Below are 24,986 nucleotides of genomic sequence, written 5' to 3' on the forward strand. Positions count from 1 at the left end.
TTCCACTTATTTTATCGCTATTTTCTAAGTCGCTTTCATTTAGCGCATAAACACCAAGAACTATTAGTAAAAAAAGCCGTCGGCACAACCCGACAGCTTTTCATACAAACGTTTATCCCCAGAAATTACGGAGAATTTGATTTTTTTCATTCTCATCTTCAACTAATCCATCGATGTAGCGATTTTCAAATGATGTAGACATGTTATTCGAGTGAATAACTTGCACATAGTTTCTTGGCTCTAACAATTCATGTTTCAGGCTGTGCACCGATAAATGCCCTTTTACAGGGTGGCGCTTTCCTTCTAAATATTCAGCAACGTTATAAATAAGTGTATAAAAAGGTGGTGATTTGATTTTGGCAGTTGCTACTTTATCTGAATACTCGTCATAAAAATAGCCATACTGGTTGATAAGTGCCTCAGTACCTTCAACTGGCTGATGATCTTTTAGAAAATCAAAATAACCTTTGTGGTACATATCATCAGAATCAATGCGGGCGAAGTACACTTCATCATAGTCCTGAATTTCACGTTCTAATGTTTTGTTATAGGCATTCTTAGGCACGAATCTAATATTATCTGGAAGTGGATCGTGCTGTTTAAGAGCGTTCATCACATGCTCTTCTGAACGCTGATCATACTGAAGAATTGTAGTGAAATCCTGGTTCGTTTGGGCTTTAAGACTTTTGCATGTGTATTTCATGAAAATCTCCATACGATGGTCAATCCATTCTTTCGTTAAACGACTCTCATTCACATCTGTTAAAGCCCAGTTATTAAATGCGATTGGCACTAGAATTTTTCGTTTCATCATCTTCACTCTCCCAAATCCAATTCTATTTATTAGCTGCTACATTCTGAACAATCATTTCAGCCATTTGCTGTGCTCCATTCTCCTTCATAAGTGAAAGAGCACTTTTCCTCATATTTCGATTGTTCTCTTCATCAAGAGCTTCTTGAATCGCTTTTTCAAAATCAGTAGCGCCTGGATCTCTTAAGACGATTGCAGCCCCAGCGTCTCCAGCGATCATGGCTCTTGCCACCTGATCATCTGTTTTTGTATTCTCATTGGGAATTAAGATCGATGGCACTCCAAAATACATCACTTCGTGGAATGTATTATAGCCAGTAGCTGTAACGATGAGATCAAAAGCATTGAAGTAAATCGAATTCGGATAGTCTCTTAGTGTCAGAACACGATCCATTTTTAAATCCATTCGATTACCAATAATGGATTCCCCAATTACCACGAAAACATCATCTCTCTTTAGCAGTTCATTAAGAAGAATAGAAATCGTTGAATGAATGTCATTGATTTTACCTGCTCCAAGCTGAACATACACCATCTTCATACCTTCTGGGATATTCCATTGTCGACGAACACTCTCACGATCCTTTAGCTCTTCTCGATCAAGATATAACACTGGCTCACAGTACGTTTTCATTCCTTCTTTTCGCATACTGTTTTCCCCACCAGCTTCACCTGGAACATAAACCTCGTCGAATTCTGCTTCTTTCGATTCCACTAACTCTGCTTTACCTTCTTTATGCTGTCCTCGCTTCACCCAGATCTTTCTCAATCCGTCTTTTTTACGCATTGAGGCAACAAGACCCGCATAAGGAAACGCACCATCAAAAACAATCGTTTCTGGCTGGTGAATACTAATAACCGTTTCAAGATGATCACGTAGCATCGCATTCCACTGCTTTGCGCTCATTTCTTTAGGAAAGAGCATTTTGGAAGGTAAGTGGTAACCTAGAAACCCTTCTTGCAATATCAAGTGCATGGCTGAACTCGTCGTATGAAAAATAATTTTCTTAGATGGGTCAATACGCTTTACTCGTCTTGCAATAGCCAGTAATCTCGTGAGATGTCCAAGACCCGCCCCGTTAGTTGGTACAAAGAGAATGGCATTTCCATCATCGATCGGTTCAATCTCAAATGATCCAGAACCATTCTTAATTCGACCTAATTTACCATTTTTAGCGTCCCTGTAAATTTGAACAAGTCGCTTCGGAAGTCGAATGGCTCGACCGAATGACTTTGTTGATCCCATGACAGCATCACCAATTAAATATCTAGCCGACGCATTTGAATCCAAGTGGTTTACGATGTGCTGAGCACGGTTGTATTTCTTTGTGATCTGAGTAATCTGTTTTTCTTTCTTTTTTGAATCATTTTTAAGAACCTTAAGCTGTTCACTAAGCTTCTCGAATTTGAAACTGTTGCTGAATCATTTGATCAAGATTCTGATTTGCCACCGCTTTTGCAATCTCATCATTTTCTTGAATGTCACTCTTTTCTTGGACCACAGGATGACTTTGATTCAACTTTTGGAGTGCTTTCTCAAGTTTCAAAATCGCAGCTAGTAGGCCACTTGTAACCTCTTGCTTGATCCGTTCTTCAGGAAGTGCAGTCCGGGGTTCTCCCAGGAAAAAGAAATAACCATCTTCAAACCCCATAGAAGTTGCTATGAAAAATTGGTTTAAGCAAAGAACAACTTCTGAAATGTCCTCTGTAATTTCTTCATTCATTGGTAATTTGACTGCAATCGTACCATTGATGTCTTCGGAAACTAAACCATGTAACGTTCCAAGAAATGCTTCTTCAAAGAACCTTTTTGTAAAGCTTCCTTCTAAAAGCACCATGTCTGTTTGGTATGAGCTTAGCTCTTCTGAATGATAGAAATTCGCTTTTTGAATTATGATATTTTCCTGAAGCTCTCGTGGCAGTGATTGATATGACTCACTCTTTCGTTGCAGTTCCTCATCAAAACGAACAAGTTCCTTCACACGTTGATCAAGTCTCGCTAGTTCTAATGAAGCTTGTGTTTCCCCATTACCAGAAAGAATAAGAAGGGAATTTGCTTTTCTTCCGCTTGCGATCATTTTGTTGTTTAAGCAACCCTCATTAATAGAAACCTCGATATTTTCTGTATAAAATGGGCTAACATCAAATTTCATGTAGAATTCTCCTTTTACTTCAATTACTTAGGATTCACACTTGAGTTTTCTTCAACATTCGTCGGTAGATCAAAGTTCTGCTGTCCACCTAGTAGCGTCACTTTACCTTTCGAATCTTTGTAGTTCTTTGTTACATTCCGTGTGTCATAAATGAGCTTAGAACGATCAATGACATAATCATAATCTACTGTTGTGTGATCAGTCGCGATGACAACGAGATCAGCGTCATCAAGGTTCTGGTCGTTGAGCTCAACGGAATAAACAACTTCTTCTCCATTCTTAAAGCTTGAAACAAACGGATCATGATAATACACGTGTGCTCCCTTATCTTCAAGAAGGCGATAAATTTCAAGTGCTGGAGATTCACGTAGGTCATCGATGTTTTTCTTATATGCCATACCTAAAATAAAGATTTTAGATCCTTTAATGGACTTCTCATTATCATTTAAAATATCTGCAGCTTGATTAAGCGCATAGCGTGGCATGTTTCCATTCACATCACTTGCAAGTTCAATGAAACGGTTATAGAAATTAAACATCTTTGCTTTCCACGAAAGATAAGCTGGATCAAGCGGAATACAGTGTCCACCAATTCCTGGACCAGGATAGAAAGGCATATAGCCAAATGGCTTCGTAGCTGCTGCATCAATAACTTCCCAAGCATTGATTCCCATTCGATCACACATCATCGTTAGCTCGTTCACAAGACCGATATTAACGCTACGGAAAGTGTTTTCAAGAAGCTTAACCATTTCAGCAACGCTTGTTGAACTAACAGGAACGATGTTTTCAAGGAACGAGCTATAAAGAGAGACTCCGAGTTCAAGACATGGCTTTGTTGCACCACCGAGCACTTTAGGTGTGTTTTTTGTATTAAACTGCTGGTTACCTGGATCGACACGCTCAGGTGAGAAACAAAGGAAGAAATCTTCACCCGCACGGAAAGAAGTCTTTTCTTCAATGACAGCTTTAATCAATTCATCTGTTGTTCCTGGATAAGTTGTACTTTCAAGAACAACTAGCGTTCCTTCTGTCATAAACTCAACCAATTTTTCAACAACGGCATTGATGTAAGAAACGTCTGGCTCTTTTGTTTTAGCAAGAGGTGTTGGGACACAAATACTAACAGCATCCAATTTAGAGATAACTGAAAAATCATCTCCAGGGAAGAAGTTCTTACCAATAATGGCCTCTACTTGGTTATCAGAAATGTCCATTACATAACTCTTCCCGTTATTTAGAATGTCCATTTTTTCTTTAGATACATCGATTCCATATACTTCAAAACCCTTTTGTGCCATTTCAACCGCAAGGGGAAGTCCTACATAGCCAAGTCCAATAACTCCTACACGTGCATTACCTGTTTCAAACTTCGTTAACAATGCTTCCTTCATCTCATTCATCCTTTATAAATGTAATAAATTCGTGTTGATTTGGGATTCCCCTACTTTTTCATAACGGAAGCCAGCACTCTCTGCCTGCTCCTTATTTATTAAATTCTTCGTATCATAAAGCAACGTATGACGCATCAAAGGAGCTAGAGATTTAAGGTCTAACGCCTTATATTCATTATGATCTGTTAAAATAATGAGACAATCTGAATGGCGTACAGTTTCTTCTACTGTATCAAATTGGTTTTTAATCCGCTTATCGACTACGTATGGATCATGAACTGCACACTCAATTTCCATATCTTCGAGTTCCTGCAATATAGTCAGTGATGGACTTTCACGCGCATCACCAATATTTCCTTTATAAGCAAGTCCAAGTAAAGATACTTTTGGGTTTGCAACTCCTTCAGTTCGCTCCTTAATTTGGTTGGCGATCCTTTTCGGGACATCATCATTGATTGCTCGCGCTGTTTGAATCAACTTAGCATCTCCTGGGCTTGCTTCAACTAGAAACCAGGGGTCAACTGCGATGCAGTGCCCTCCAACACCTGGGCCAGGTGAGTGTACGTTAACCCTTGGATGGCAGTTAGCCAACTCGACAGCTTTCCAAATATCGCATCCCACCTGTTCTGCAATACGCGCCAATTCGTTAGCTAACGCAATATTCACATCCCGATACGTATTCTCCATTAATTTTACCATTTCTGCAGTAGTTGCATCAGTCTGGTGAATCATTCCTTTTACAAAGATTTTGTAAATTCTCTCTGTCATTATACTCGAGTCAGCATTCACGCCGCCTACTATTCGATTATTATGAACAAGTTCATCCAGTAATTTACCCGGCAATACCCGCTCTGGAGAATAAGCAACATACAAATCTTTTCCGACTTTTAAGCCCGATGACTCTAGAATAGGTGACAGCACCTTCAGCGTCGTGCCAGGAGGGCTTGTTGATTCAAGAATGACCAGGTTCCCTTCCTTTAGTAAAGGCTGAATCATTTTAGCCGCCGATCGCACATAATTTAAGTTCGCCGTTTTATCAGGATTAACTGGCGTTGGTACAGCAATAATAAAACCATCTGCTGACACCGGTTCTGTTCCAAAAGTTAAATGACCTGAATCAATTGCTTCAACCAGCATCTCACCTAGACCAGGCTCTTCAATGTGAAGCGTCTTATTTTTTAACGTTTCGATCACGTGCTCATTAATATCCACGCCATGCACTTGAACGCCGTGCCTTGCAAACATGACAGCAGTCGGTAACCCGATGTATCCAAGGCCCATTACGACAAGTTTCATAATTACAACTCCTCACTCACAGTAACTTCAGAAATTAAGATCTACGAATTCTCCTTACTTACTTGGAAAATAATTCACCATACATTTGAATTAACTTTCGGGATTCATTCGGCCAATTCAATACTTTACTCGCTTCATTACATTTTTGTACGTAATAATCGCTTCTTTGCTGAATAGCTTCAATACCTTTTACAATGGCTAGTTCATCTTCTGCAACAGGTAAACCAAAGTCATATTCTTCTAATAAATAGGCTTTCCCTGGATGGTTAGAAGATACTACTGGAAGCCCCATTAACATATATTCGAATATTTTATTCGGTGTAGAATAATAGTTATTTTCGCTTACATTTTCGTACATCACGAGTCCAATGTCTGCTTCCTTTGTTAGTGAAAGTATTTCTGAAGGCGGTACTTTAGGATGAAAATGCACTCTTGAGGTGAGCTTCTGTTCGTCCACTAAACGCTCAAGTGCTCCCTTTATATCGCCATCGCCAAGCAAAACAAGGTGATACGGATCAGGCAAATGATTCATGGCTCTGACACAAAGCTCAATTCCGCGATTTTTCGAGAACCCTCCTTGATATAGAAGAATGATCTTATCAGTAGGTATCCCAAAAAGATGATGAAAATAATGATCATTTTTACGCTCTTGTTCCAAACGAAGGAGCGGTATATTCTGCAAATAAATTGAGGGTGGTAGTTCGCCATAGCGTTTATTGAATTTATCGATCAAAAACGGATTTACGGTAATAAAACGATCAACATGTTTCATTAACTTGCCTTCCAAATAATAACCAAAACGTCGATCAAGCGGATTGCGACCGGTCATTTCATTAAAAAGTTCATGGGAGTCGTAAATCAACTTGCTATGAAAATGTTCTGCTAAACGCTTACCGGTATCGAGCGTATTTAAATCGTGACAGTGAATCGCATGAATGGTTTCAGAAGCCATCGTTCCCTTTACTTTTTTGTAAAACTCGTAGCTGGCATATTGATCCTTCGCCAGCTTCACGGCTGGATTTCTAACCATTTTCGCTACAACAGATGGTTTTCGCGACGGTCCAGTAGCCATTCCCTTCTTTGCCTGTTTTGTTGAAATGGCTAGCTTATTAATCTTGATCAATTCATGCAAAAAAGGCGGATCAGTATCAAATTCATTTAAACAGCAAATGGTTACCTGATAGCCACTTTCGGCAAGCGCAATGGCTTCACGTTGAACCCGTGCATCGTAATCAATGTCTTTAAAAAGAACCATTAAGATGTGCTTCATTTTTTCTTAGCCTTCATAAATTCATCATACTGCTCGACAATTTCTTTCGTATCTCCAACCGCTTTTTGCTCACCGCGGTGAATCCAGACAACCCGATCACAGATCTGCTTCACAAGACCTGATGAATGCGTAACGAGAATAACGGTCCGATCCTGTTGGATTTTCTCTAATATGGCATCTTTACATTTTTTCTGGAACGCAGAGTCCCCTACCCCGAGAACTTCATCAATCAATAGAATTTCTGGGTCAAGCATAATAGCAGTAGAGAACGCAAGTCTTGCTCTCATACCGGATGAATACGTTCTTACCGGTTTATAAATAAAGTCGTCTAGCTCGGAAAATTCAATAATCGCTTCAAGGTTATCATCGATTTTCTTTTTGCGATTTCCTAACAGAAGGGCATTTAGGTAAATATTCTCGATTCCGGATAACTCAGGTTGAAACCCTGCACCAAGAGAGAGTAGCATCGGCCGCTTCCCTTCAACATGATAAGCTCCCTGATCTGGTTCAATTAAGCCACTCATGAGCTTTAAAAGGGTACTCTTTCCTGAGCCATTTCGACCAATAATACCAAGAACTTCACCTTTCTTTACAGTGAAATCTAGACCCTTTAATGCCCAAAACTGCTTTTTTTCTTTGCTAAGCAATTGTTTCAATGGATTATCTGAATGCTCAGGATAAGAAACCCAAATATCTTTAAGTTCAATAATGTCCTTTTTCAATTAAATCACCTTGGCATATTGTTTGTCGTATTTGTTCAAAATGCGTAGTCCAATAAACAATAGGACTAGTGAAATCGCTAATATGATGAAGAGATTACCCCACAGTGGCTGGCCTTTATAAAGTAAGATACTTCTATAGGAAACTAGAAAATCTGTAAAAGGATTTAAGTAAAGAAGACCTCTTATATTTTCAGGCACCGATTCCATTCGAAAGAGTACTGGAGATAGATAAAGCAATGTGCGCGAAATGTATTGCATCATGTTCTTAATATCCTTTAAGTACACGCCAATATGAGCCATAATAATCATGATTGGTAGCAATAAAAGAAGGTTCAATACGATTAATATAAAGAAATTCAATGCGTTAACTGTCAACTCCACTCCACTAAAGTAGAGGAACAAAACCATAATGACAGAGCTCACAAGAAACTTAAATGTGTTAACACCAAGTCTCACTAGAATAAAGGTTAGCTTCGGCACATAGACCTGCTGCAAAATTCTCGCTTTTGAAGAAATCGCTGTAGTCGCATCTACCATACAAGCGGTTGCCCATTTAAGCGGGATTAAACCTGTAAAAAGATAAACAGCGTAATCGTCTCCACCTCGATCTAACACAATCCCTACGAGAAAATAATAAATCGCCATATACAGAATCGGATCGACAATCCACCATAATGTTCCAAGATATGTTCTAGCTGTATTCGATTTCAGCTCGGATACGGTTAGGTGATAAAGCAGATCTTTGTTGTTTCGCCAATCATTAAGTAATTTTTTAATCATTCGCTTGTTAACTCCTAATCTAACTGCATTTATATTTCCAAACGTCATATTATATTTTATATAATTCCGCTCCTGTCGTCTACCAATATCAGAAGCGTGGCATCCTAGGTAATAACCCTTGCTATATCGACTTTTCTCTACACTTTTTCGCTCATCTCCCCCTTTATTCAACCGTAATTTACAAAATCTTAACGTTTCTCAAAAAGTAGAAACGATTAACTTATTCTTTCATAATTCAACCTGAATTGCCATCTTTTGTCGAATAACTTTTGGAGTTCTCCCTCAATAAAAAAGCAGCCCAGTCGGCTGCTTTTTATTGTCTTATTCGATTTTGGTTAATTCCGCTATTTCTCTTTCAGCGTTTTCTTCTGTTGTTTCATATACTTGCTTAATCATTCCCACACTTTTTGCATAGAAAATCGTCATGATCATTTGATCTTGCCTTTTAGTAACTTGAATTACGTCATGAAAGCTGCCATAAGGAACTTCAACTTTATCCACCGTTGTTATTTCTATTCCATCTTGTTTTTCGGAACGATCGAACAGCGTCTCTACTTCTTCTAATGACTCGTATCCATTTAGTACACTTTCCTTACTACTTGATTGACTTTCTTCTACGATGGAAGCTCGATCTTTCGTCCATTGAACTACCTGAGTCGTTTCCATGTCACCAAGGGTAATAACTCTTTGAATATATTCTTCATTTTGATCAACAATGTATTCTGTAAAGAGCTGTTTCCCTTGTGACTTGAACGTTTTTGTTACACCTGTTTCAGGTCGATACATCATAAAATTCATTTCGCTACTTTCGCTCGTTTCTCCGCTGACCTTACTCGTTTCACTTGAGCCATTTTTCAATGACGCTGTCCCACACCCAGTCGTAAGAAGTATCATTAGAAGTAAACTTATTCCTATTTTTTTCATATCGGCCTCCATACTTAAAATAACTATAAAAGTCCTTAATTAGTACAATCGATTAGCCACCTGGTTTTTAGGCTTATCCTGAACTTTTCCACCTACAGTGAACAGTGATGTTACCCGATTCTTCATTCCAAATTCAAATAGAGCATCTTGAACAGATGAATTCAATTCATCGTGTACAAGTATTAGCGGCGAACCTTTTTGTGAAGCAATCGCGGAAGAAACCAGGGCATCCGGGAAGTCCTGACCTATTGAAAGGAGCACGGTGTCTGATGCCATTTCATCACTGAATTCATTTAAAATAGCAGAAAGCGTTTCATATCTTGTTTCGCCAGCCAAACGCTTCACAGTAGTGCCATTCAAGTTTCTCAACTGTTCTTCTAGATTTGAAGAAATTGCAGCTTCGCCACCAAGGATAGCTGTTCTCTTTCCTTTTACATACGAGAGAGCTTCCGCTGTTATTTTTTTCTTATCAGTTAGAATAATCGCCCAATCGGTTGATGAAGCGATTGGTGCGCTTGCCAGCGCATCTGCATAGCTCAAGCCATTCGCTACAAACACACCCTCAACATGATCAAGTTTCTCATTAATCATAGAGTTTGTTTCATACCGATCGATTCCACCAATTCGTTCTACTGATACCCCTAATTGTTTCACTTGCGTTTCAACCTTATCTGAAATCGCATTTTCTCCACCAACCAAAAGGGCTTTATTAGCATCCAATCGATTGATTTCTTTTTCGGAAAAGGGGTCAAGTGAAGAGCCTCTAGTTAACAGGATAGGCGCGTTTCCTAGTTGGGCAGCAAGAGGGCCAACAGAAAGGGCATCTGCATAACCTAATCCATTCGTAAGGACAACTGTCTTTTCTTCTTTACTACTTTTAAATCCATTAGGATAAATTTCTTTTGATATTTTTACAGCTGTTTCAAATCGGTCGCTTCCAAAGAGGGCTTTACTATTAAGAGTCTTTGTAACATTTTCTCCGGAAATGTTCGTCCAAAGAATATCAGAAGACGATCGATTGATCACTTTTACATTTTTCATTACTTTAGCCGCTGCAATGGCCTGACCCTTTTCATAATAATTACCGTGACTTGAGCCATCGTTGCTCTGGATTTGATAAGGGCGCGTTAAATAATTCGACCACTCGACCGTGCCTTGCTTCTTATCAATCACTTTCGTATTTTTTCGCTCTTTTGCATAAATAATGGCATCCGAAAGCTCAGTAAAAGACTCAGCTTCGGCTTTTCCTTTACTAAACACCTCATAGTTTACTTTAGTAGAATCATAGATCGTTTCCTGCTTATCTTTATCAAATACCGTGACATTCTTAAGCGTCTTAGCGAAGGTTATCGCATCATCTCGTGAAGTGAATTGCTTAATTTCATTTCCGCTACTGTCTTTCACTTCAAACACTTTAAAGAATTTAATTGCAGCCTGAGCAAGCGCATCAGCTGCATCATTTTGGAAACGGGTTGTTTTGATCAGATTTTCTTCTGAAGGATTCGACATATAGCCAAGTTCTACGAGCACAGACGGCATCTGTGCATTTCGAATAACAAAGAAAGCCTGATCATTTTGGATACCCTTATCGAGCAACCCGGTTTTACTCAGCACTTGCGGGTGAACGATACTCGCTAACCTGCGACTTTCGGATTCAAAGTTAACTTGAATGGGATCTGGTGGGTATTCCTCATCCCATGCTGCCGCTTTACTATAATAGTAGGTTTCATATCCTTTTACGAGCGTGCTAAAAGGGTAGGCATTGTGATGAATGGAGATAAAAAGTGAATTGTCATTATTCCCCTTTACGTAATTGTTTGCGATTTTCGTTCTTTCAATCAAATCTTCCTTTGAATCTTGCGCAAAATCTCGATCCGTTTGTCTTGTCATAAATACCTTGATATCGGTTCCTTGCAATTTTTCTTTTAGTTTTAAACCGATTTCAAGTGTCCCAACTTTTTCATAAAAGCCTGTTTGGTCCCCAGAATAACCAGACGTACCTGTAAAACGTCCCCCATGTCCAGGATCAATAACTATGTATTTTTCTGCTGCAGCAAATGACGGACTGAAAAAAAACACGATCAACAAAAGAAAAAAATGAACAATTAACCTTTTCTTCATATCCCACTCTCCTATCATGGTAATCTATTACATTTTATTATAGTATGACTGGAACTTCTATGCTCCTTGACAAATTATTCTAAAATGTGTGATTTGGACGATATAACATTAGCATCAAAAAAGCCTTTCTGCACTCTAAGCAGAAAGGCTTTTCATCATTTATTCAACAAATGGGGCGGGCTTCGTTTCAGATACTCCATAATAATATAAAATCGCTTCAACGATTCGCTTAGATGCTTCACCGTCTCCATAAGGATTAGATGCTTGAGACATTTTGTAATACTCTTCCTTACTTGTGAGAAGAGTTGATGCCGTGGAATAGATCGTCTCTTCATCCGTTCCAACAAGTTTTAGTGTACCCGCTGATACGCCTTCAGGTCTTTCCGTATTTTCTCTTAATACAAGAACAGGTGAACCAAGAGATGGAGCTTCTTCTTGCACACCACCCGAATCCGTTAAGATCAACGTAGCTCTTGATGCAAAATTATGAAAATCAATCACATCAAGAGGTTCAGTTAAATGAACACGTGACTGTCCACCTAGCACTTCATCCGCTAACTGTCTAATAGCTGGATTTAAATGAACAGGGAATACCACATGCACATCATCATATTCATTTATAATGCGGCGAACTGCTTGAAAAATATTCCTCATTGGTTCTCCATGATTTTCACGTCGGTGTGAAGTAAGCAGGATCATTCTCTTGCCATCAATTTGTTCTAAAAGTGGATGAGAATAATCCTCTTTCACAGTATGCTTCAAAGCGTCAATTGCTGTATTTCCAGTAATATAAATACGTTCTGTTACTTTTCCTTCATTATATAAATTATCAAATGCTCGCATCGTCGGTGCAAAATGCAAGTCAGCAAGTACACCGGTCATCATACGATTCATTTCTTCTGGATATGGCGACATCTTATTAAAAGACCTTAGACCAGCTTCCACGTGACCGACAGCTACTTGATTGTAAAAAGCAGCTAGGCTTGCAGCAAACGTCGTCGTGGTATCACCATGAACAAGTACGAGATCGGGCTTTTCTTCCTTCATGATTGAATCTAGACCATTTAAGGCTCTCGTTGTAATATCAGCAAGCGTCTGTTTGCTTTTCATGATATTGAGATCATAATCTGGCTCTATCTCAAAGATAGATAAAACTTGATCAAGCATTTCTCGATGTTGCGCTGTTACAGCAACAAGTGGCGTAATAAATTGTGGATGCTTTTTTAATTCGTTCACTAGCGGCGCCATTTTTATCGCTTCAGGTCTTGTCCCAAATACACTCATTACTTTAACAGGTGCCATGTTGACTCTCCTTTTGGTCGAATGATGGTGCATGTTCAGTACCATCTTATTAAAACACACATAAAAAAGCAAAAGCCTTCCTATTCATAAGGAAGGCTACCTATTTAGTGACCACTGAAATAATCCACGATAAATTCTCCCCAAACTTCAAAGCCTTTATCATTTGGCCTTGAGTCTACTAAATAGTCTTCTATTTCTGTACTATCAACAGCTGGCCAGACTGACCAGTGATCTAAATAAATGAGGTCATTCGCTTCAGCATAATTTCCTAACGCATTGATTTGAATATTATAATAGCCGGGGTCCGCAATTGGGTTAGAGGGCATTAGCATAATGCTCACACCAGGTAACGACTCGTTTAACTCTGACATAACAGTCGAAAGATTCTGGTGCCCTTCATCAATAATAACCTTCCCATTGTCATTTAACGTAAAGGCTTCTAATACAACAATATCTGGATTTTCGTCGATAACATCATCATATAACTCATCCTGAACAATCGTCTTTGTTGTGGCTTCTTCAAAGGTGAACGCCTTCACAGTAAAAGCCCCTTTCCAAAACGACTCTTCCAAACCTTTTTCAACGCTTTGCTTGAGTCCATTTTTCTTTATTCCAATCGATTCAGACCCAACAATAGCGACTGAAATCGGATCAATAGAAGACATCATTTTTTCCTGTACCTGCTCTGGAAAATTGGAAACAAGTTTTTCTAAATCCTTATCACTTACCGGCTTTTCATTAAGTTCACTATTTCGAGTATCTAAATTCGAGTTTGAATCGACTTCTGCACTAACACTCTCACCTGTTTGAGCAATCTTATCGTCCCAATGAAATTTTCCTGATATTACAAGTGCTAGACACCCAATAATCGCAATCAATAATACTACATTCTTCATACATTCCCCCCTGAAATCTGTCGAATAATGGTATCTATTAATATTATTGTAATAAAGGGAAAATGATTGCAAGTATAAATTAAAAAAGCCGCTCTTTTTTAGGAGAGCGGCTTTTTGGGATAATTACTTATTTAACCATTTGTTTAGTTGATTCTTCACATCTTTGTTCACGGCATTTTCTCCACCAAGAACTTTAGCTCCAGATACATCCGTTGTTGTAAAGTACTTAACAAGATAAGATTCAATCTCTTTCGGGATTTCATCACTCTTCACAAGGAACATACTACCTTGATCTTTCACAACAAGTGGTGCAGCTGCAAGTGCATCCGGGAAGTTCATTCCATTAGCAACAAACAGTTGATCTGTATTTGTACCTAGTTCTTTATGAATTTCAACAAGCGTACCAAAACGGTTTGCTCCGGCAAGGCGTTTTGTCGTAAGCGATAGTTCATCAGTCATATCAACTACCTCATCTGAGATTACCGCGTCTCCACCAAGAACATATACTTGCTTACCTTTCATTAGCTTTTTCGCATCTTCAGTAATCGTTTTTCCATCAGTCAGTACAATTGGCATATCGTTAGCACCAGCAATGGAAGCTGCACTTAGGGCGTCTGCGAAGTTTTTACCAGTAGCAAGGAAGACCGCTTTACTAGTTGAACCTTTTTCAGCAAGCTTATTAATAATTTGAACGTTCGTATCATAACGAGTGTCTCCGCTAAGGCGCTCGATATCAGCTGTACTTACGCCTATGTTTGCAAGCTGCGTGTTTACTTTCTTCGAGATTGCATTTTCGCCACCAAGAATCATCACATTTTTAGCTTTTAGGCGAGAAATTTCGTTTAGAACTTCATCTGAAAGCATACCATCTTTATTAGCAAGTAAAATTGGTGCATCGTAAGCACTTGCTAATGGTCCAGCAGATAGTGCATCCGGGAAATTAAATCCAGTTGCGATGAATACTGTATCAGCAGTAGTTCCTTCTGGGTACATTTGCTTTGATACTTCAATAGCCGTTTCAAAGCGATTGTCCCCTGCTACCACTTCTACCATATCGCCATCTGTTTCAACAGGCACGATTGAAAGAACTTCACCAGTCGCTTTATCTTTCAAGAATACTCCAGCTGTATATTTACCACTATTTTCTGGTGTCGTAATTTTCACATCCGTCGTTGCTTTCTTACCTACCCCTAAATCAAAGCTAGACTTACCAGTAACTTCAATCTTACCGGCACCTTTTTCACCAGCTTCAAGCACCTTCGCTTCTGTAACAGAGAGGTCGAAATCTGTAGTATCTCCAACCGTTGAATAACCTTCTACACGGATTGTATATTCACCATCTGGAAGATTTTTAACAGAGAACGATTCTTCAGAATCTCCGTCTGCATCAATTGCAATATAATCCCCAATCGTTTTACCATCTTTTGAACGATAAAGGTAAAGATCAAGATCATCGCCCGCATCACTCGTATTGCCGATTGCTACATCGAGAGAAATATTATTCTTCAAGGTCATTGTCTTATCATAGACGCCGCCCTCACCTTTGACTGTTTCACGGCTTTTCATTGTTTCAGGCTTACTAAATGCGCCGCCTACTACTTCTACTGAGCGTTTCGTAGATAAGTAGTTTTCAAATGTGACAGATTTAGATACTTCACTTCCCGGCATAGCGCTACCAAGCGCAATTCTTCCTGGGCTAGATACAATATCCTGAACGAATGCTTCTAGTTTAAATTTGTTCATATCAAGGTCGTCTTTTGGAGCTGCAGTACCATAGACCGCTACTTCCCAAACACCAGACTTAGGACTTTTCGCAACATAGTCTTCTACGCCAATACCATCATAACCAGCATACCCCTGGAATGCGTTAACCTGATCGCCATCAGGATTCATAACAAGCATGCGAACACGTCCCTGGAATTCATCGTTTTCTTTAAGAGCTTCCAAGGCAAATCGCACTTCTTGTGCGCCTTCTTCAACGTTAAAGAAATAACTCTTCGTCTTCGAAGACTGCACTTCATCTTCATGTGTTAAACGGAAACGATCTTCAGAAGTAAAGTCTTCTCCAAGTATGATGGTTTGGAAAGAACGTGCTTCTGCATAAGCGGTATCTGGATCATCGATCAAAAGTGTGCCTGCATTAACACCAATATTCATCTTGCTCTTATCATAATTCACAGTCATTTCCTTAAATTCACCTGGTGCAAGTTTGATGCTTTTCACAGAAGGAGTAAACCAATCAGAGTTTGATGAAATATTAAGGTTTTTCGTCTCATCTGTTGGGTTTTCTACCGTTACTTTAACTTCTTCAGGTACTTCTTTGTTTCGAACATAAAGTCCTGGTCCACCAGAAACTTTCTCACCGTGGTAAACCGTTACATTGACTTCTTTTACTTCATTAATAAAATGCTTGCGAATGTATTCATAGGCTGCGGGTACATCAATTAGACCAGCACCTTCTTGAACACGCGTGTAGCCGTCCACATGAACAGCTGTTTGAATAAGTGCTTCACGAGCAAGCTCGTAATCGAACGGAATGCGATCTTTAAGGGCAGCTTGCTTTAGTGTTGCTACCGCTCCAGCTACATATGGAGAAGACATACTTGTTCCTTGAAGAACTTCGTAATTACCTAAATGCTCTGGGAAAGAAGCATAAGCAGATCCTGGTGCTACGAAGTCTGGTTTTTGTTGACCGTCTTCAGTTGGACCGTTTGCTGAGAAGTACCATAGACCTTCACCTTGTACTGGAGATCCATCTGCATTTTTCCCATATGGGTAGTATCCATACTCAGTTGCCCACATCTTACTGTTAATGTATGCTCCAATCGAAAGAGCTTTCACTCCATCACCAGGAGCACCTACAGAATCCACGCCGGGTCCATCATTACCAGCAGAAGTGACATAAATCGTATCGAATAGCTCGCCCATATCTTCAATGATTTTCGCATAAGCACCGGATCCATCATTAAGGTCTGGTGAGGAGCCAAGACTCATGTTTACGACATCTGTACCAAATCCACCTAACTCTTCAGGTACAGCAGCAAGATACATTGCATTCGCAATACTCCAGCCGTAAGTTCTGCCGGCGGAGTCAAATACTTTTAGACCGTATAGATCTGCCCCAGGTGCTACACCTTCAGCTGCTACAGCGCCAGTTTCATTTTCTCGGTCTGGCCCATTTGCAGCCGTAATACCAGATACGTGTGTACCATGACCGTCACCATCAAAGAAAATTGTCGCAACTGGGAATGGATACAATGTTGAATCCGGGAATTGATGACCTTGATAAGTAGGACTAGGACTTGCAATTCTAAAGTTAGCACCAGCTACTTTGTCTTCGGGGTTAAGGTCCATGTTATCAACATCGCCCTCGCCATATGCTTTTTCGTCAGTGAAATCTTTGTCCTGATCGATATCGATATAGACTTTGTCATCTACGAGAAGAACATCGAAATTAGCATCTCCTGTTCCATCTCCATTTAAGTCTCTATACAACGGCTTGCCTTTTCCATCTACATCATAAGATGCTGGATTCAACGTACCGAAATAATATGTATCGTCTTCCGCATCAATACCTTCTGTTTTATATGTGTCTTCTTCTACAGTAATAGAGTCGCCTTCAGCTGCTTCCTGCTGAAACCACACGTCTCCTTCTCCTACTGTATCTACGACGCCTTTAATTTTAGAAGAAATAATTTCGCCTTTTTCATTATATTGAGTAAAGGCTTCGTGGCCTGGATCGACACCAGTGTCAATAATCCCTACTTTCACTCCTGATCCATCGTACTTGTCGTGGAATTCATCAACACCGGTTGCTGAGTGAGTTTCTTCGGTTGCAGGTTTAACAACATCTTCAGGGTTTTTCACTTTCGGTTTAAGATCAGTATCTTCTTTCGGACCTTCATCCAGCACGATTTCATTGTTCGCCCCGAGCATACCAACAGAGTCTAAACGATATACCTGTAGAACTTTATTTGTTGGAACTTCAGCAAGATACAAATAGTTGTTTGTATTCTTCTTTACTTTCACTCCAAGTTTTTCAAGCTCTTTTGTAAGATCAGCCCCACCGTGTTCGTTTGCAACAATAATTAATTCCTGTTTTGATTGTTCACTTGCAGCAAGTGAGGCAATCTCCTGTGTGACAGGAAGCTTAAATTTCTTCGTTTCTGTTAAAGCAGCCTCAGCTTTTTCTGGATTATACGTCATTCCCGCGAATGAAGAAGCAACAAGAGAAGCGCCCGCAACAATAGTCAGGACTTTTTTCTTAAACGTCATTTAATTAAATCCCCCTTAGTAATTTGTGAAGTTCCTGCAATCGATCCTCCTTATGAGTGGAATTATTATAATAATTCACTATTTTCAGTTTAATTATAAAGAGATTAAGAGTCAATCTTTAACTGTTAAAATTGTGAAATTTTTTGATAATTTGTAGATATTTTAGGACTTTTGTCCATAAAAGCTTAATAATGACGTAGTGAATAAATCCTCTCAAACGCTCAGTTAACTAGATAACAATCGAGTAGGAGGGGGTGACTAACCCCCGACCTCTCACACCACCGTACGTACGGGTCCGTATACGGCGGTTTCATGAAAATCTAACGTTCTTCTAACGACTTCAATCCTAACTTGCGCCAATAGTCGTCATTTAGGGGTCGATGGAGGATTGGGCTACTGGCAACTCGCCAGTAGCCTTTTCTTGTGTTTGCCCATTCAAAAGCTTTCGCTTTTCTTACACCTAAAGAAAGAAGATGTTTTCTCCTTGTCTTTGGGGTTTTCCATTCTTTCCATCGAATCATCCGTAATCTTCTTCTCAACCATGCCATTAATTCTCTGAAGATTGAAGGTGTCTCAGCGAGCTGAAAATAGTTACGCCACCCCACGATGAATCGGTTGAGCTTCCTGATTCGTTCTTCTATTGCTATACTCCACTTTCGTGACGTTAGGCGTCGGAATTCCTGTTTCGCACGGTGAATCGCCTGCTTTGCGACCCTGATCTTCGCTCTTCGGTGTGGGGTGAAACTAAAACCTAGAAACGTTCGTTTCCACGGTCGGTCAATCGCACTCTTTTCTTTATTAACCTTCAGTTTTAATGTCTTCTCGATGAACTGGCTGATATTTCTAAGAGTGCGCTCGGCTGCCCTTTTTGAGCCTACGTAAATCTGACAATCGTCAGCGTATCGGACGAACCGAATGCCTCTCGACTCTAGCTCTTTATCCAATTCATCTAACACGATATTTGAGAGAAGGGGACTTAAAGGACTACCTTGTGGTGTTCCTGTTTGGTTCGTCTGTGTTAAGCCGTTCTCCATAACTCCAGCTTGTAGGTATCTCCGAATGATTCGAAGGACACGACTGTCCTTGACACGATAACTTAATGTACGCATGAGTCGGTCGTGGTGAACGCGATCAAAGAATTTCTCCAAATCGATATCCACCACCCACCGAAATCCGTCATTGATATATTCTTGCGCTTTTCGAACCGCGTCGTGCGCTCGTTTTCCTGGTCGGAATCCAAAGCTTGAGTTGGAAAACGACGGATCGTAGATCCGTTGAAGATAAAGGTTGATAGCTTGTTGGATCAAGCGATCCATGGCGGTTGGAATTCCTAGCTTCCGTTTGCCTCCGTTTGGTTTCGGGATTTCGACACGACGGACGGGTGACGGTTGATAGGTTCCATCCAGGAGTTGGGGTTCGATGTCGTTCCAGGACTCCGAGATCTGGGATTTCAGTTCGGACGTGGGAATGTGATCGACCCCGTGACTTCCTTTGTTTCGCACCACTCGTCGATAGGCTCCATTTAAATTGTTTCGATGAAGTATCTTTTCCAACATGCTTTCTTCCTCCACGTGACAGGTTTCGTTCCTTGTGTGACATCGATTCTCCACGCTCCGTATGCCCTCCGAGACTTCACTCTTCCCTCATAAGTTGAGCTGATATGTTCTGTGTCATCGAATGATGCGTACATCGGAGAAACCTGTTCTCTTTTCATGATTCGGTCCTTCCCGTCCCAACTCGAGTTTGGGGTGGTACTACGACCTCGGCTGACTTCTGATGACTCAGTGGCTTCTTGAAAGTCAGTTACCGCAAGTGTGCGGCTCGTCATCAGATCTCCCCGGGTAAGTGCACAAACTTCCTCTCCATATACCCGCCTTATTTACTACCATTCCCTTTGGTTGTATGGATTTTAATGTGTTTAGCCATTTCGTCCAAGAATGATAGCCTTCTATAAGGTTCGTGTTCCTCAGGTCGGAGATTTGCCTCCAGCTTCCTTCAGATTCCAAGTCGCCCTGGACACCCTTGCCTTTGGCTAACGGTTACTACAACCTTCACCGTTCGGGACTTGAACCCTAAAGCGTGTGCACATGCCGGGCACACTAAAAAGAAGCGTCAGTATTTTCACTGACGCTTCTTTTTTATTGAACAAGCATTTGATCAATATCCCAAGCTTTTGTTTGATTTATGGCTGCTGGACCACCTAGAATCCGATATTGATTTATTCCTTGATTATTCAAATAGAGAATGGACTTCTCTAAAGCATTATTCTCTCTAGTAGGGTGAACCAAAATAATAGAATGACCTGATAACGATGCAGCCGCCCCACCAGTTAAAGCATCTGGAAACTTAAGACCAGTAGCAAAGTAGACTCCCTCACTATTTTCTGCTACTCCAAACCTTAGCAATACTTTGAAGTTTGTATCAAAGCGGTCTTCTCCCCCAATTCTCTCCGTATTGGAAGATGGGATTTGAGAGTAGACTCTCTTACCGATGATCGATTCTCCACCAATAACATAAGCTTTGTCTGGATCAAAATCGTTCAAAAAACCCTTCGTTTCAGCTGGTAAAAAATCACTTTTCGTAAAAAGAACAGGGGCTCCGAACCTTGATGCAAAAGATGAAATAGACAAAGCATCTGGGAACTTTTCACCAGAAACGATGAATGCTTCTTTTGTCTTTTCACTACCGACGATATTCGCAATTTTAGTCGCTGTTTCATAGCGGTTATCTCCTGCAATGCGTGTACTCGATATCCCTTCCGCTTTAAGCTGTTCTGTAATTGCTTCAGGAATTGCATTATTCCCACCTATAACTAAAACATGATTAGCAGATAACCTACTAAGTTCCCTCATTACATTGATAGATAGACTATTTTTTTTCGTGAGTAGAATCGGACTACCAAGCATAGAAGCAAGCGGAGAAGCGGCTAAGCTATCAGGAAATTCATCTGAGCGAGCAAGTACTACGAAGCGACCTTTCTTGTTATCGCCTCCAATGGATAGCGTTTGTTCCTCCAACGTAGTCCAATTGTTTTTGGAAATTTCGATTGCTGTATCAATTGCAGTGTCACCATAGATACGGTTAAACTCTGTTACTCCGTTAATAGCTCCTTCCATATTTAACACGCCACTTCCAAGGTCGTATGAACTAGTCAGAGCACTAGCCGTTTGCTTTAATAATTTAAACGTTTGCTTATTCGTTAAATATGGAGCATATTCCTTTAGTAAAATACCTGATGAAGCGACAATTGGCGCAGACATACTTGTACCTTTGTCAAAAGCATATTCTCCATTCAATGAAGTACTATAAATGTCCGTGCCAGGAGCAGCAATATCAACTAATGATCCATAATTTGAAAAGGAAGCTTTTTCTTCAGTTCCTGTTTTAACAGAGGCTACGGCTAAAACGTCAGGATAAGCCGCTGGAAAAACCACACCTGAATCGTTATCATTACCGGCTGCACCTACGATAAGAATATTTTTTGAAATCGCTTCTTCAATTACAGTTCTTAGAGCAAACGAGTTATTATAGTTTCCTAAACTTAAATTAATTACATCTGCATCGTGATCAATTGCATAACGAATACCTTGAACAACGGTTGATAAATTACCAGTACCATTTTCTGTCACTTTAATTGGCATAATTGAAGTTCCACGCGAAGGAGAAACTACCCCTAGTTGATTGTTCGTTAGAGCTCCAATAAGTCCAGAAACTTTTGTACCATGACCATCAATATCCTGAACCGATTTAGACGGTTCCACTAGGTTAATCCCATCTACAAGATTTGGTTTTAAATCTGGATGAGTCAGATCAACTCCTGAATCAATTACCGCAACCTTTAATGAACTTGATTCAACATTAGCAAGCTCCCACCCTTTTATGAGATGAATCTGGTCGATCCATGGCTTTTGATATGATAAAAAAGTGTCATTGGGTTGTACTGAATCCATTAAATAAACTGGTTGGTCCATTTCGACATGCTGAACATCTTTATTTGCTTCAAACTGTTCAATCCTTTTATCTACTTCATTGACAGGTACATTAATCACTTCTACTTTGGTAGAAAGTTTCGAATCTCTTGATGGACTTTTAGTCTGTTCATATGTAACAAGAATACGCTCTGTCTCATTATCAGATTCCGCTTCTGATAATTCAGGATTTACTGAAAAGAAGAAACTGCATAATAACAAAAGAAAAATAGTTTTTGACTTCAGTTGTGACACCTCTCCCATGATTGAATAACTTCATTTCTGCTATCTCTAGTCTATAACGAATTTTTCGACAAATCACTAGAATAGTATCACAATAAGAGTTAGAAAAAAATGGTTTAGGGGGAGTAAAGTCGCATTTATTTGGGAGTTTTATCGCTGAAAAAGGGGTTAAACACGTTCGTGTAGAAGGTTTTGGTGTTGTTGCTGGATTGCCTGGAGTTTTTCTTCGAGGTTATGTTGTTCTTTCCGCATACTTCCAATAATTTGAATCAAACTCGTGATCATTGTTTCTACGCGTTCTAACCGATCTTCTTGCATTTTCGACACCTCCTTTTCATTTTCATCATTTTACCATATAATGGTCAGTATCGTTCGAAAATTCTTTCGACAAACTCATGTTGGGAAAACTACGTCGAAAATAGGCATTTAAACCCTATAAATTCGTTTATATTTCCCAACCTCAAAACTATTCTCTTTTCTGAGAATTTTTAGTAAACTGTAATCAAATAGTTCTAGGAGAAAGGGAGCAAAGAATGATTGGAGCAAAAATCCGATACTTCAGACAAATGAAAGGCATCACTCAAGAACAACTTGCTTCCGGTATCTGTTCTATTCCTTATCTAAGTAAAATTGAACACGGACTTGCCCAGCCAAGTGAAGAACTTGTCGAACATCTATGTAATGAGCTAGGTGTCTCTTTAGAACAGGTTGATGATGAAGATAAAATGAAAAAACTTCATCTTGATCTTGATGCCTGGTACAAAGAAATGCGTCTTCGTAATTTTGAAGAAGTGATAAATTTTAAAAACCGTATTGATGAAGAGATTGATGGTGTAGAAGATCCAGATACTTTAACTAAATATCTCCTTCTATCATTTAGATACCATATATTGTTAAGAGAATCTGATAAAGCTAATGATATTTTAGAAAGACTATATCATGTACAAGAAAGATTATCTGAACAACTAGAATTTTATTACTTTTACTTTTTAGGATTATACTATTACCAGAATAGTAAGTTTAAAGAAGCAGGTGAGCAATACAAAAAGGCGCATTTTCTTCTCACTTCTATGAAATCGAATTCGGCAGAGTGGGCGGAGTTTTATTATCAGCAGGCACTTGTTCATAATCGCCTTAGTCAAATCACATTATCCAACAATCTAGCAATCAAGTGCTTGGAGATGTTTAACAAAGAGTATAACTTTAAAAGAGCGTCTGATACTGAAATATTGTTAGGCGTTAATAATAGAGTCATTTTAAACTACGGAGAAGCAGAGCATCACTTTCAAAATGCTCAAAAATATGCAGAGTCTTTCAATGATAAAAGATTAAAAAGTATTATTTATCACGACCTTGGATATGTGTATTCTTGCCAAAATGAATCTGCTTTGGCTTTAAAATATTATCAACTAGCATTACAAAACAGTGAAGTCCATGAGATTGAAGATCGAGCTAAAACAATTTATTTAATTGCTTCTGAGTATACAAAAAGCGGTGACTATGAACTAGCTCGTAATTCAATCGATGAAGGAATGGAACTAGTCACTAAAACAGAGTACTTAGAATATATTCATCATTTTAAAGTCTTGATTTTAAAACTTAATACGAAACAAAGTGAAAATCAAGAAATGCTCCTGAAAGAAGCAGTGGAGTATTTTGAAGAAAAAAATCATTGGTACTATGTTTCAGAGTACGGTGAAATGCTGGCAGACCATTATTTTAATAATGGCCAATATAAAAATTCAAGTTTTTATTTTAGGTTAGCGAACGATGCCAGGAAAAAAATCATGAATTAGAAAGGGAGAAATAAAATGAAAAAACTAATGGTAAATGCACTACTTATTACTAGTTTGGTAGGAATAGTTACACTTGGAAATCACGATAGAGTACCTGATTCCCATGATAGAGTACCTGACTCAAGCCCAGCAAAAGCTGAAGTACACATCTAATAACCAAAACCCGGCTCAGTTTGAGTCGGGTTTTTTATTTGCCCTTCCATCCTCCCCAACGCTATACTAGTCATAATTTAATTCGAATAGGAGAGTGCTAATATGGCTTTTTATATGTTTGATGTTGATGGCGTTCTAACAGATGAGAATGCTAGACCAGATAAAGAAGTTGTTAAGATGATTGAAAAGCTAGCAACAGAGGGACATATTCTTTCTTTCGTCACAGGGCGTTCTAGAGGCTGGCTTTCCGATCACCTCTTCCCTCTATTTGATGATGAAATTGATTGGTCTTCCCTATATTGTGTTTCTGAGCACGGGGCGATAAAAGGGCGCGGAACCGATATTTCTTCCTGGGAGCTAGATGAGGAATATGTGATTGAAGATGAGGTAAAAGATAAATTATATAAAGTTAGTCAAAAAGAACAATATGATGGTCTTATTCAATGGGATCAGACGAAAGAATCGATGGGTACGGTTGAAGCCGTACATGGGGACCCTGGTAATAAAGAGCACTTAAAGAAAACACGAGAAGCTCTACAGGAATACGCAGATGATGTAGATTCGATTTCTTCTAAATCTGGTAATAAAACAGTCGTTTCCACTTATGGGGTCGATGTGATTCATCCAGATTTGTCTAAAAAAATTGGAGCGACGTGGATTATTGATGAAATCCAATCTGCCGATAAAGTGTTTGTTTTTGGAGATAGCGGCGGCGATATGGTTATGGCTGTAACTGCTAGAGAGCATGAATTAGATAACATTACGTTTCATTGGGTTGGAGAAGGTGAAACACCAGAAGAAAAGAATATCACTTCTATTTCAAGCAAGAAGTCCTATTCAGAAGGAACGAAGGAACTTCTAGAAAAGCACATTGGCTAATCC

General features: G+C 39.4%; 19 protein-coding genes. 2 read left to right on the forward strand and 17 right to left on the reverse strand.

Annotation, left to right across the window (positions count from 1 at the left end; genetic code table 11):
• Positions 1 to 112: 112 nt before the first annotated feature.
• From AC0VYV_RS18935 to AC0VYV_RS19015, 17 genes are all read right to left on the reverse strand, one after another.
• Positions 113 to 814 (reverse strand): glycosyltransferase, encoded by a 702-nt coding sequence (locus tag AC0VYV_RS18935; protein ID WP_206759423.1) that lies wholly within the window; start codon positions 812 to 814, stop codon positions 113 to 115.
• A gap of 22 nt (positions 815 to 836) precedes the next feature.
• Positions 837 to 2,057, reverse strand: coding sequence for a glycosyltransferase (locus tag AC0VYV_RS18940; RefSeq protein ID WP_475374108.1), 1,221 nt, complete (start codon positions 2,055 to 2,057; stop codon positions 837 to 839).
• Between the two features lie 145 nt (positions 2,058 to 2,202).
• Positions 2,203 to 2,964, reverse strand: a complete 762-nt coding sequence (locus AC0VYV_RS18945; RefSeq protein ID WP_475374109.1) for a hypothetical protein — start codon at positions 2,962 to 2,964, stop codon at positions 2,203 to 2,205.
• 23 nt (positions 2,965 to 2,987) lie between these two features.
• Positions 2,988 to 4,358 carry a nucleotide sugar dehydrogenase gene (locus AC0VYV_RS18950; protein WP_194218733.1) on the reverse strand — a complete coding sequence of 457 codons (1,371 nt, stop codon included), beginning with the start codon at positions 4,356 to 4,358 and terminating at the stop codon, positions 2,988 to 2,990.
• 12 nt (positions 4,359 to 4,370) lie between these two features.
• The gene (locus AC0VYV_RS18955; protein WP_430245836.1) at positions 4,371 to 5,654 is read right to left on the reverse strand and encodes a nucleotide sugar dehydrogenase; all 1,284 of its coding nucleotides are present in this window, start codon (positions 5,652 to 5,654) and stop codon (positions 4,371 to 4,373) included.
• A gap of 58 nt (positions 5,655 to 5,712) precedes the next feature.
• Complete coding sequence (locus tag AC0VYV_RS18960; RefSeq protein WP_475365865.1) at positions 5,713 to 6,924, reverse strand: glycosyltransferase; 1,212 nt, start codon at positions 6,922 to 6,924, stop codon at positions 5,713 to 5,715.
• Positions 6,921 to 7,646 carry an ABC transporter ATP-binding protein gene (locus AC0VYV_RS18965; protein ID WP_194218730.1) on the reverse strand — a complete coding sequence of 242 codons (726 nt, stop codon included), beginning with the start codon at positions 7,644 to 7,646 and terminating at the stop codon, positions 6,921 to 6,923. Before AC0VYV_RS18965 ends, AC0VYV_RS18960 begins: the two co-directional genes overlap by 4 nt.
• Positions 7,647 to 8,426 carry an ABC transporter permease gene (locus AC0VYV_RS18970; RefSeq protein ID WP_430245830.1) on the reverse strand — a complete coding sequence of 260 codons (780 nt, stop codon included), beginning with the start codon at positions 8,424 to 8,426 and terminating at the stop codon, positions 7,647 to 7,649.
• A 321-nt stretch (positions 8,427 to 8,747) separates the two neighbouring features.
• A complete protein-coding gene (locus tag AC0VYV_RS18975) occupies positions 8,748 to 9,350 on the reverse strand; it encodes a hypothetical protein (protein WP_475374110.1) in 603 nt (200 codons plus the stop codon).
• Between the two features lie 39 nt (positions 9,351 to 9,389).
• Positions 9,390 to 11,471, reverse strand: a complete 2,082-nt coding sequence (locus tag AC0VYV_RS18980; protein WP_475374111.1) for a cell wall-binding repeat-containing protein — start codon at positions 11,469 to 11,471, stop codon at positions 9,390 to 9,392.
• Positions 11,472 to 11,630: 159 nt separating this feature from the next.
• Positions 11,631 to 12,773 (reverse strand): non-hydrolyzing UDP-N-acetylglucosamine 2-epimerase, encoded by a 1,143-nt coding sequence (gene wecB / locus AC0VYV_RS18985; RefSeq protein ID WP_475365868.1) that lies wholly within the window; start codon positions 12,771 to 12,773, stop codon positions 11,631 to 11,633.
• A gap of 104 nt (positions 12,774 to 12,877) precedes the next feature.
• The gene (locus AC0VYV_RS18990; protein WP_475374112.1) at positions 12,878 to 13,669 is read right to left on the reverse strand and encodes an SGNH/GDSL hydrolase family protein; all 792 of its coding nucleotides are present in this window, start codon (positions 13,667 to 13,669) and stop codon (positions 12,878 to 12,880) included.
• A 123-nt stretch (positions 13,670 to 13,792) separates the two neighbouring features.
• Positions 13,793 to 17,944 carry a cell wall-binding repeat-containing protein gene (locus AC0VYV_RS18995; RefSeq protein WP_475374113.1) on the reverse strand — a complete coding sequence of 1,384 codons (4,152 nt, stop codon included), beginning with the start codon at positions 17,942 to 17,944 and terminating at the stop codon, positions 13,793 to 13,795.
• Positions 17,945 to 18,264: 320 nt separating this feature from the next.
• The gene (gene ltrA, locus AC0VYV_RS19000) at positions 18,265 to 19,500 is read right to left on the reverse strand and encodes a group II intron reverse transcriptase/maturase (RefSeq protein ID WP_475367901.1); all 1,236 of its coding nucleotides are present in this window, start codon (positions 19,498 to 19,500) and stop codon (positions 18,265 to 18,267) included.
• Positions 19,467 to 19,658: a hypothetical protein gene (locus tag AC0VYV_RS19005; RefSeq protein ID WP_475374114.1), complete on the reverse strand. Its 192-nt coding sequence runs from the start codon at positions 19,656 to 19,658 to the stop codon at positions 19,467 to 19,469. Before AC0VYV_RS19005 ends, ltrA begins: the two co-directional genes overlap by 34 nt.
• A 424-nt stretch (positions 19,659 to 20,082) precedes the next feature.
• The gene (locus AC0VYV_RS19010; RefSeq protein ID WP_475374115.1) at positions 20,083 to 22,167 is read right to left on the reverse strand and encodes a cell wall-binding repeat-containing protein; all 2,085 of its coding nucleotides are present in this window, start codon (positions 22,165 to 22,167) and stop codon (positions 20,083 to 20,085) included.
• A 156-nt stretch (positions 22,168 to 22,323) separates the two neighbouring features.
• Positions 22,324 to 22,473 (reverse strand): hypothetical protein, encoded by a 150-nt coding sequence (locus AC0VYV_RS19015; RefSeq protein WP_226615326.1) that lies wholly within the window; start codon positions 22,471 to 22,473, stop codon positions 22,324 to 22,326.
• 215 nt (positions 22,474 to 22,688) lie between these two features.
• Here AC0VYV_RS19015 and AC0VYV_RS19020 point away from each other — a divergent pair, with 215 nt between their 5' ends.
• Both AC0VYV_RS19020 and AC0VYV_RS19025 read left to right on the forward strand, forming a co-directional pair.
• Positions 22,689 to 23,951 (forward strand): helix-turn-helix domain-containing protein, encoded by a 1,263-nt coding sequence (locus AC0VYV_RS19020; protein ID WP_475372930.1) that lies wholly within the window; start codon positions 22,689 to 22,691, stop codon positions 23,949 to 23,951.
• A gap of 255 nt (positions 23,952 to 24,206) precedes the next feature.
• Entirely contained in the window at positions 24,207 to 24,983 is a 777-nt protein-coding gene (locus AC0VYV_RS19025; RefSeq protein ID WP_475374116.1) for an HAD-IIB family hydrolase, read from the forward strand.
• The last annotated feature ends 3 nt before the right edge of the window (positions 24,984 to 24,986 follow it).

The sequence above is a fragment of the Anaerobacillus sp. QJM3NY_17 genome (assembly GCF_056173665.1).

Coding starts and splice junctions, on each gene's coding strand:
- AC0VYV_RS18960 (WP_475365865.1), bottom strand. CDS start 6,924: ATGAAGCACATCTTAATGGTTCTTTTTAAAGACATTGATTACGATGCA.
- AC0VYV_RS18995 (WP_475374113.1), bottom strand. CDS start 17,944: ATGACGTTTAAGAAAAAAGTCCTGACTATTGTTGCGGGCGCTTCTCTT.
- AC0VYV_RS19015 (WP_226615326.1), bottom strand. CDS start 22,473: ATGCAAGAAGATCGGTTAGAACGCGTAGAAACAATGATCACGAGTTTG.
- AC0VYV_RS18950 (WP_194218733.1), bottom strand. CDS start 4,358: ATGAAGGAAGCATTGTTAACGAAGTTTGAAACAGGTAATGCACGTGTA.
- AC0VYV_RS18935 (WP_206759423.1), bottom strand. CDS start 814: ATGATGAAACGAAAAATTCTAGTGCCAATCGCATTTAATAACTGGGCT.
- AC0VYV_RS18955 (WP_430245836.1), bottom strand. CDS start 5,654: ATGAAACTTGTCGTAATGGGCCTTGGATACATCGGGTTACCGACTGCT.
- AC0VYV_RS19020 (WP_475372930.1), top strand. CDS start 22,689: ATGATTGGAGCAAAAATCCGATACTTCAGACAAATGAAAGGCATCACT.
- AC0VYV_RS18990 (WP_475374112.1), bottom strand. CDS start 13,669: ATGAAGAATGTAGTATTATTGATTGCGATTATTGGGTGTCTAGCACTT.
- AC0VYV_RS18945 (WP_475374109.1), bottom strand. CDS start 2,964: ATGAAATTTGATGTTAGCCCATTTTATACAGAAAATATCGAGGTTTCT.
- ltrA (WP_475367901.1), bottom strand. CDS start 19,500: ATGTTGGAAAAGATACTTCATCGAAACAATTTAAATGGAGCCTATCGA.
- AC0VYV_RS19005 (WP_475374114.1), bottom strand. CDS start 19,658: ATGAAAAGAGAACAGGTTTCTCCGATGTACGCATCATTCGATGACACA.
- AC0VYV_RS18980 (WP_475374111.1), bottom strand. CDS start 11,471: ATGAAGAAAAGGTTAATTGTTCATTTTTTTCTTTTGTTGATCGTGTTT.
- AC0VYV_RS18940 (WP_475374108.1), bottom strand. CDS start 2,057: ATGGGATCAACAAAGTCATTCGGTCGAGCCATTCGACTTCCGAAGCGA.
- AC0VYV_RS18975 (WP_475374110.1), bottom strand. CDS start 9,350: ATGAAAAAAATAGGAATAAGTTTACTTCTAATGATACTTCTTACGACT.
- AC0VYV_RS18970 (WP_430245830.1), bottom strand. CDS start 8,426: ATGATTAAAAAATTACTTAATGATTGGCGAAACAACAAAGATCTGCTT.
- wecB (WP_475365868.1), bottom strand. CDS start 12,773: ATGGCACCTGTTAAAGTAATGAGTGTATTTGGGACAAGACCTGAAGCG.
- AC0VYV_RS19025 (WP_475374116.1), top strand. CDS start 24,207: ATGGCTTTTTATATGTTTGATGTTGATGGCGTTCTAACAGATGAGAAT.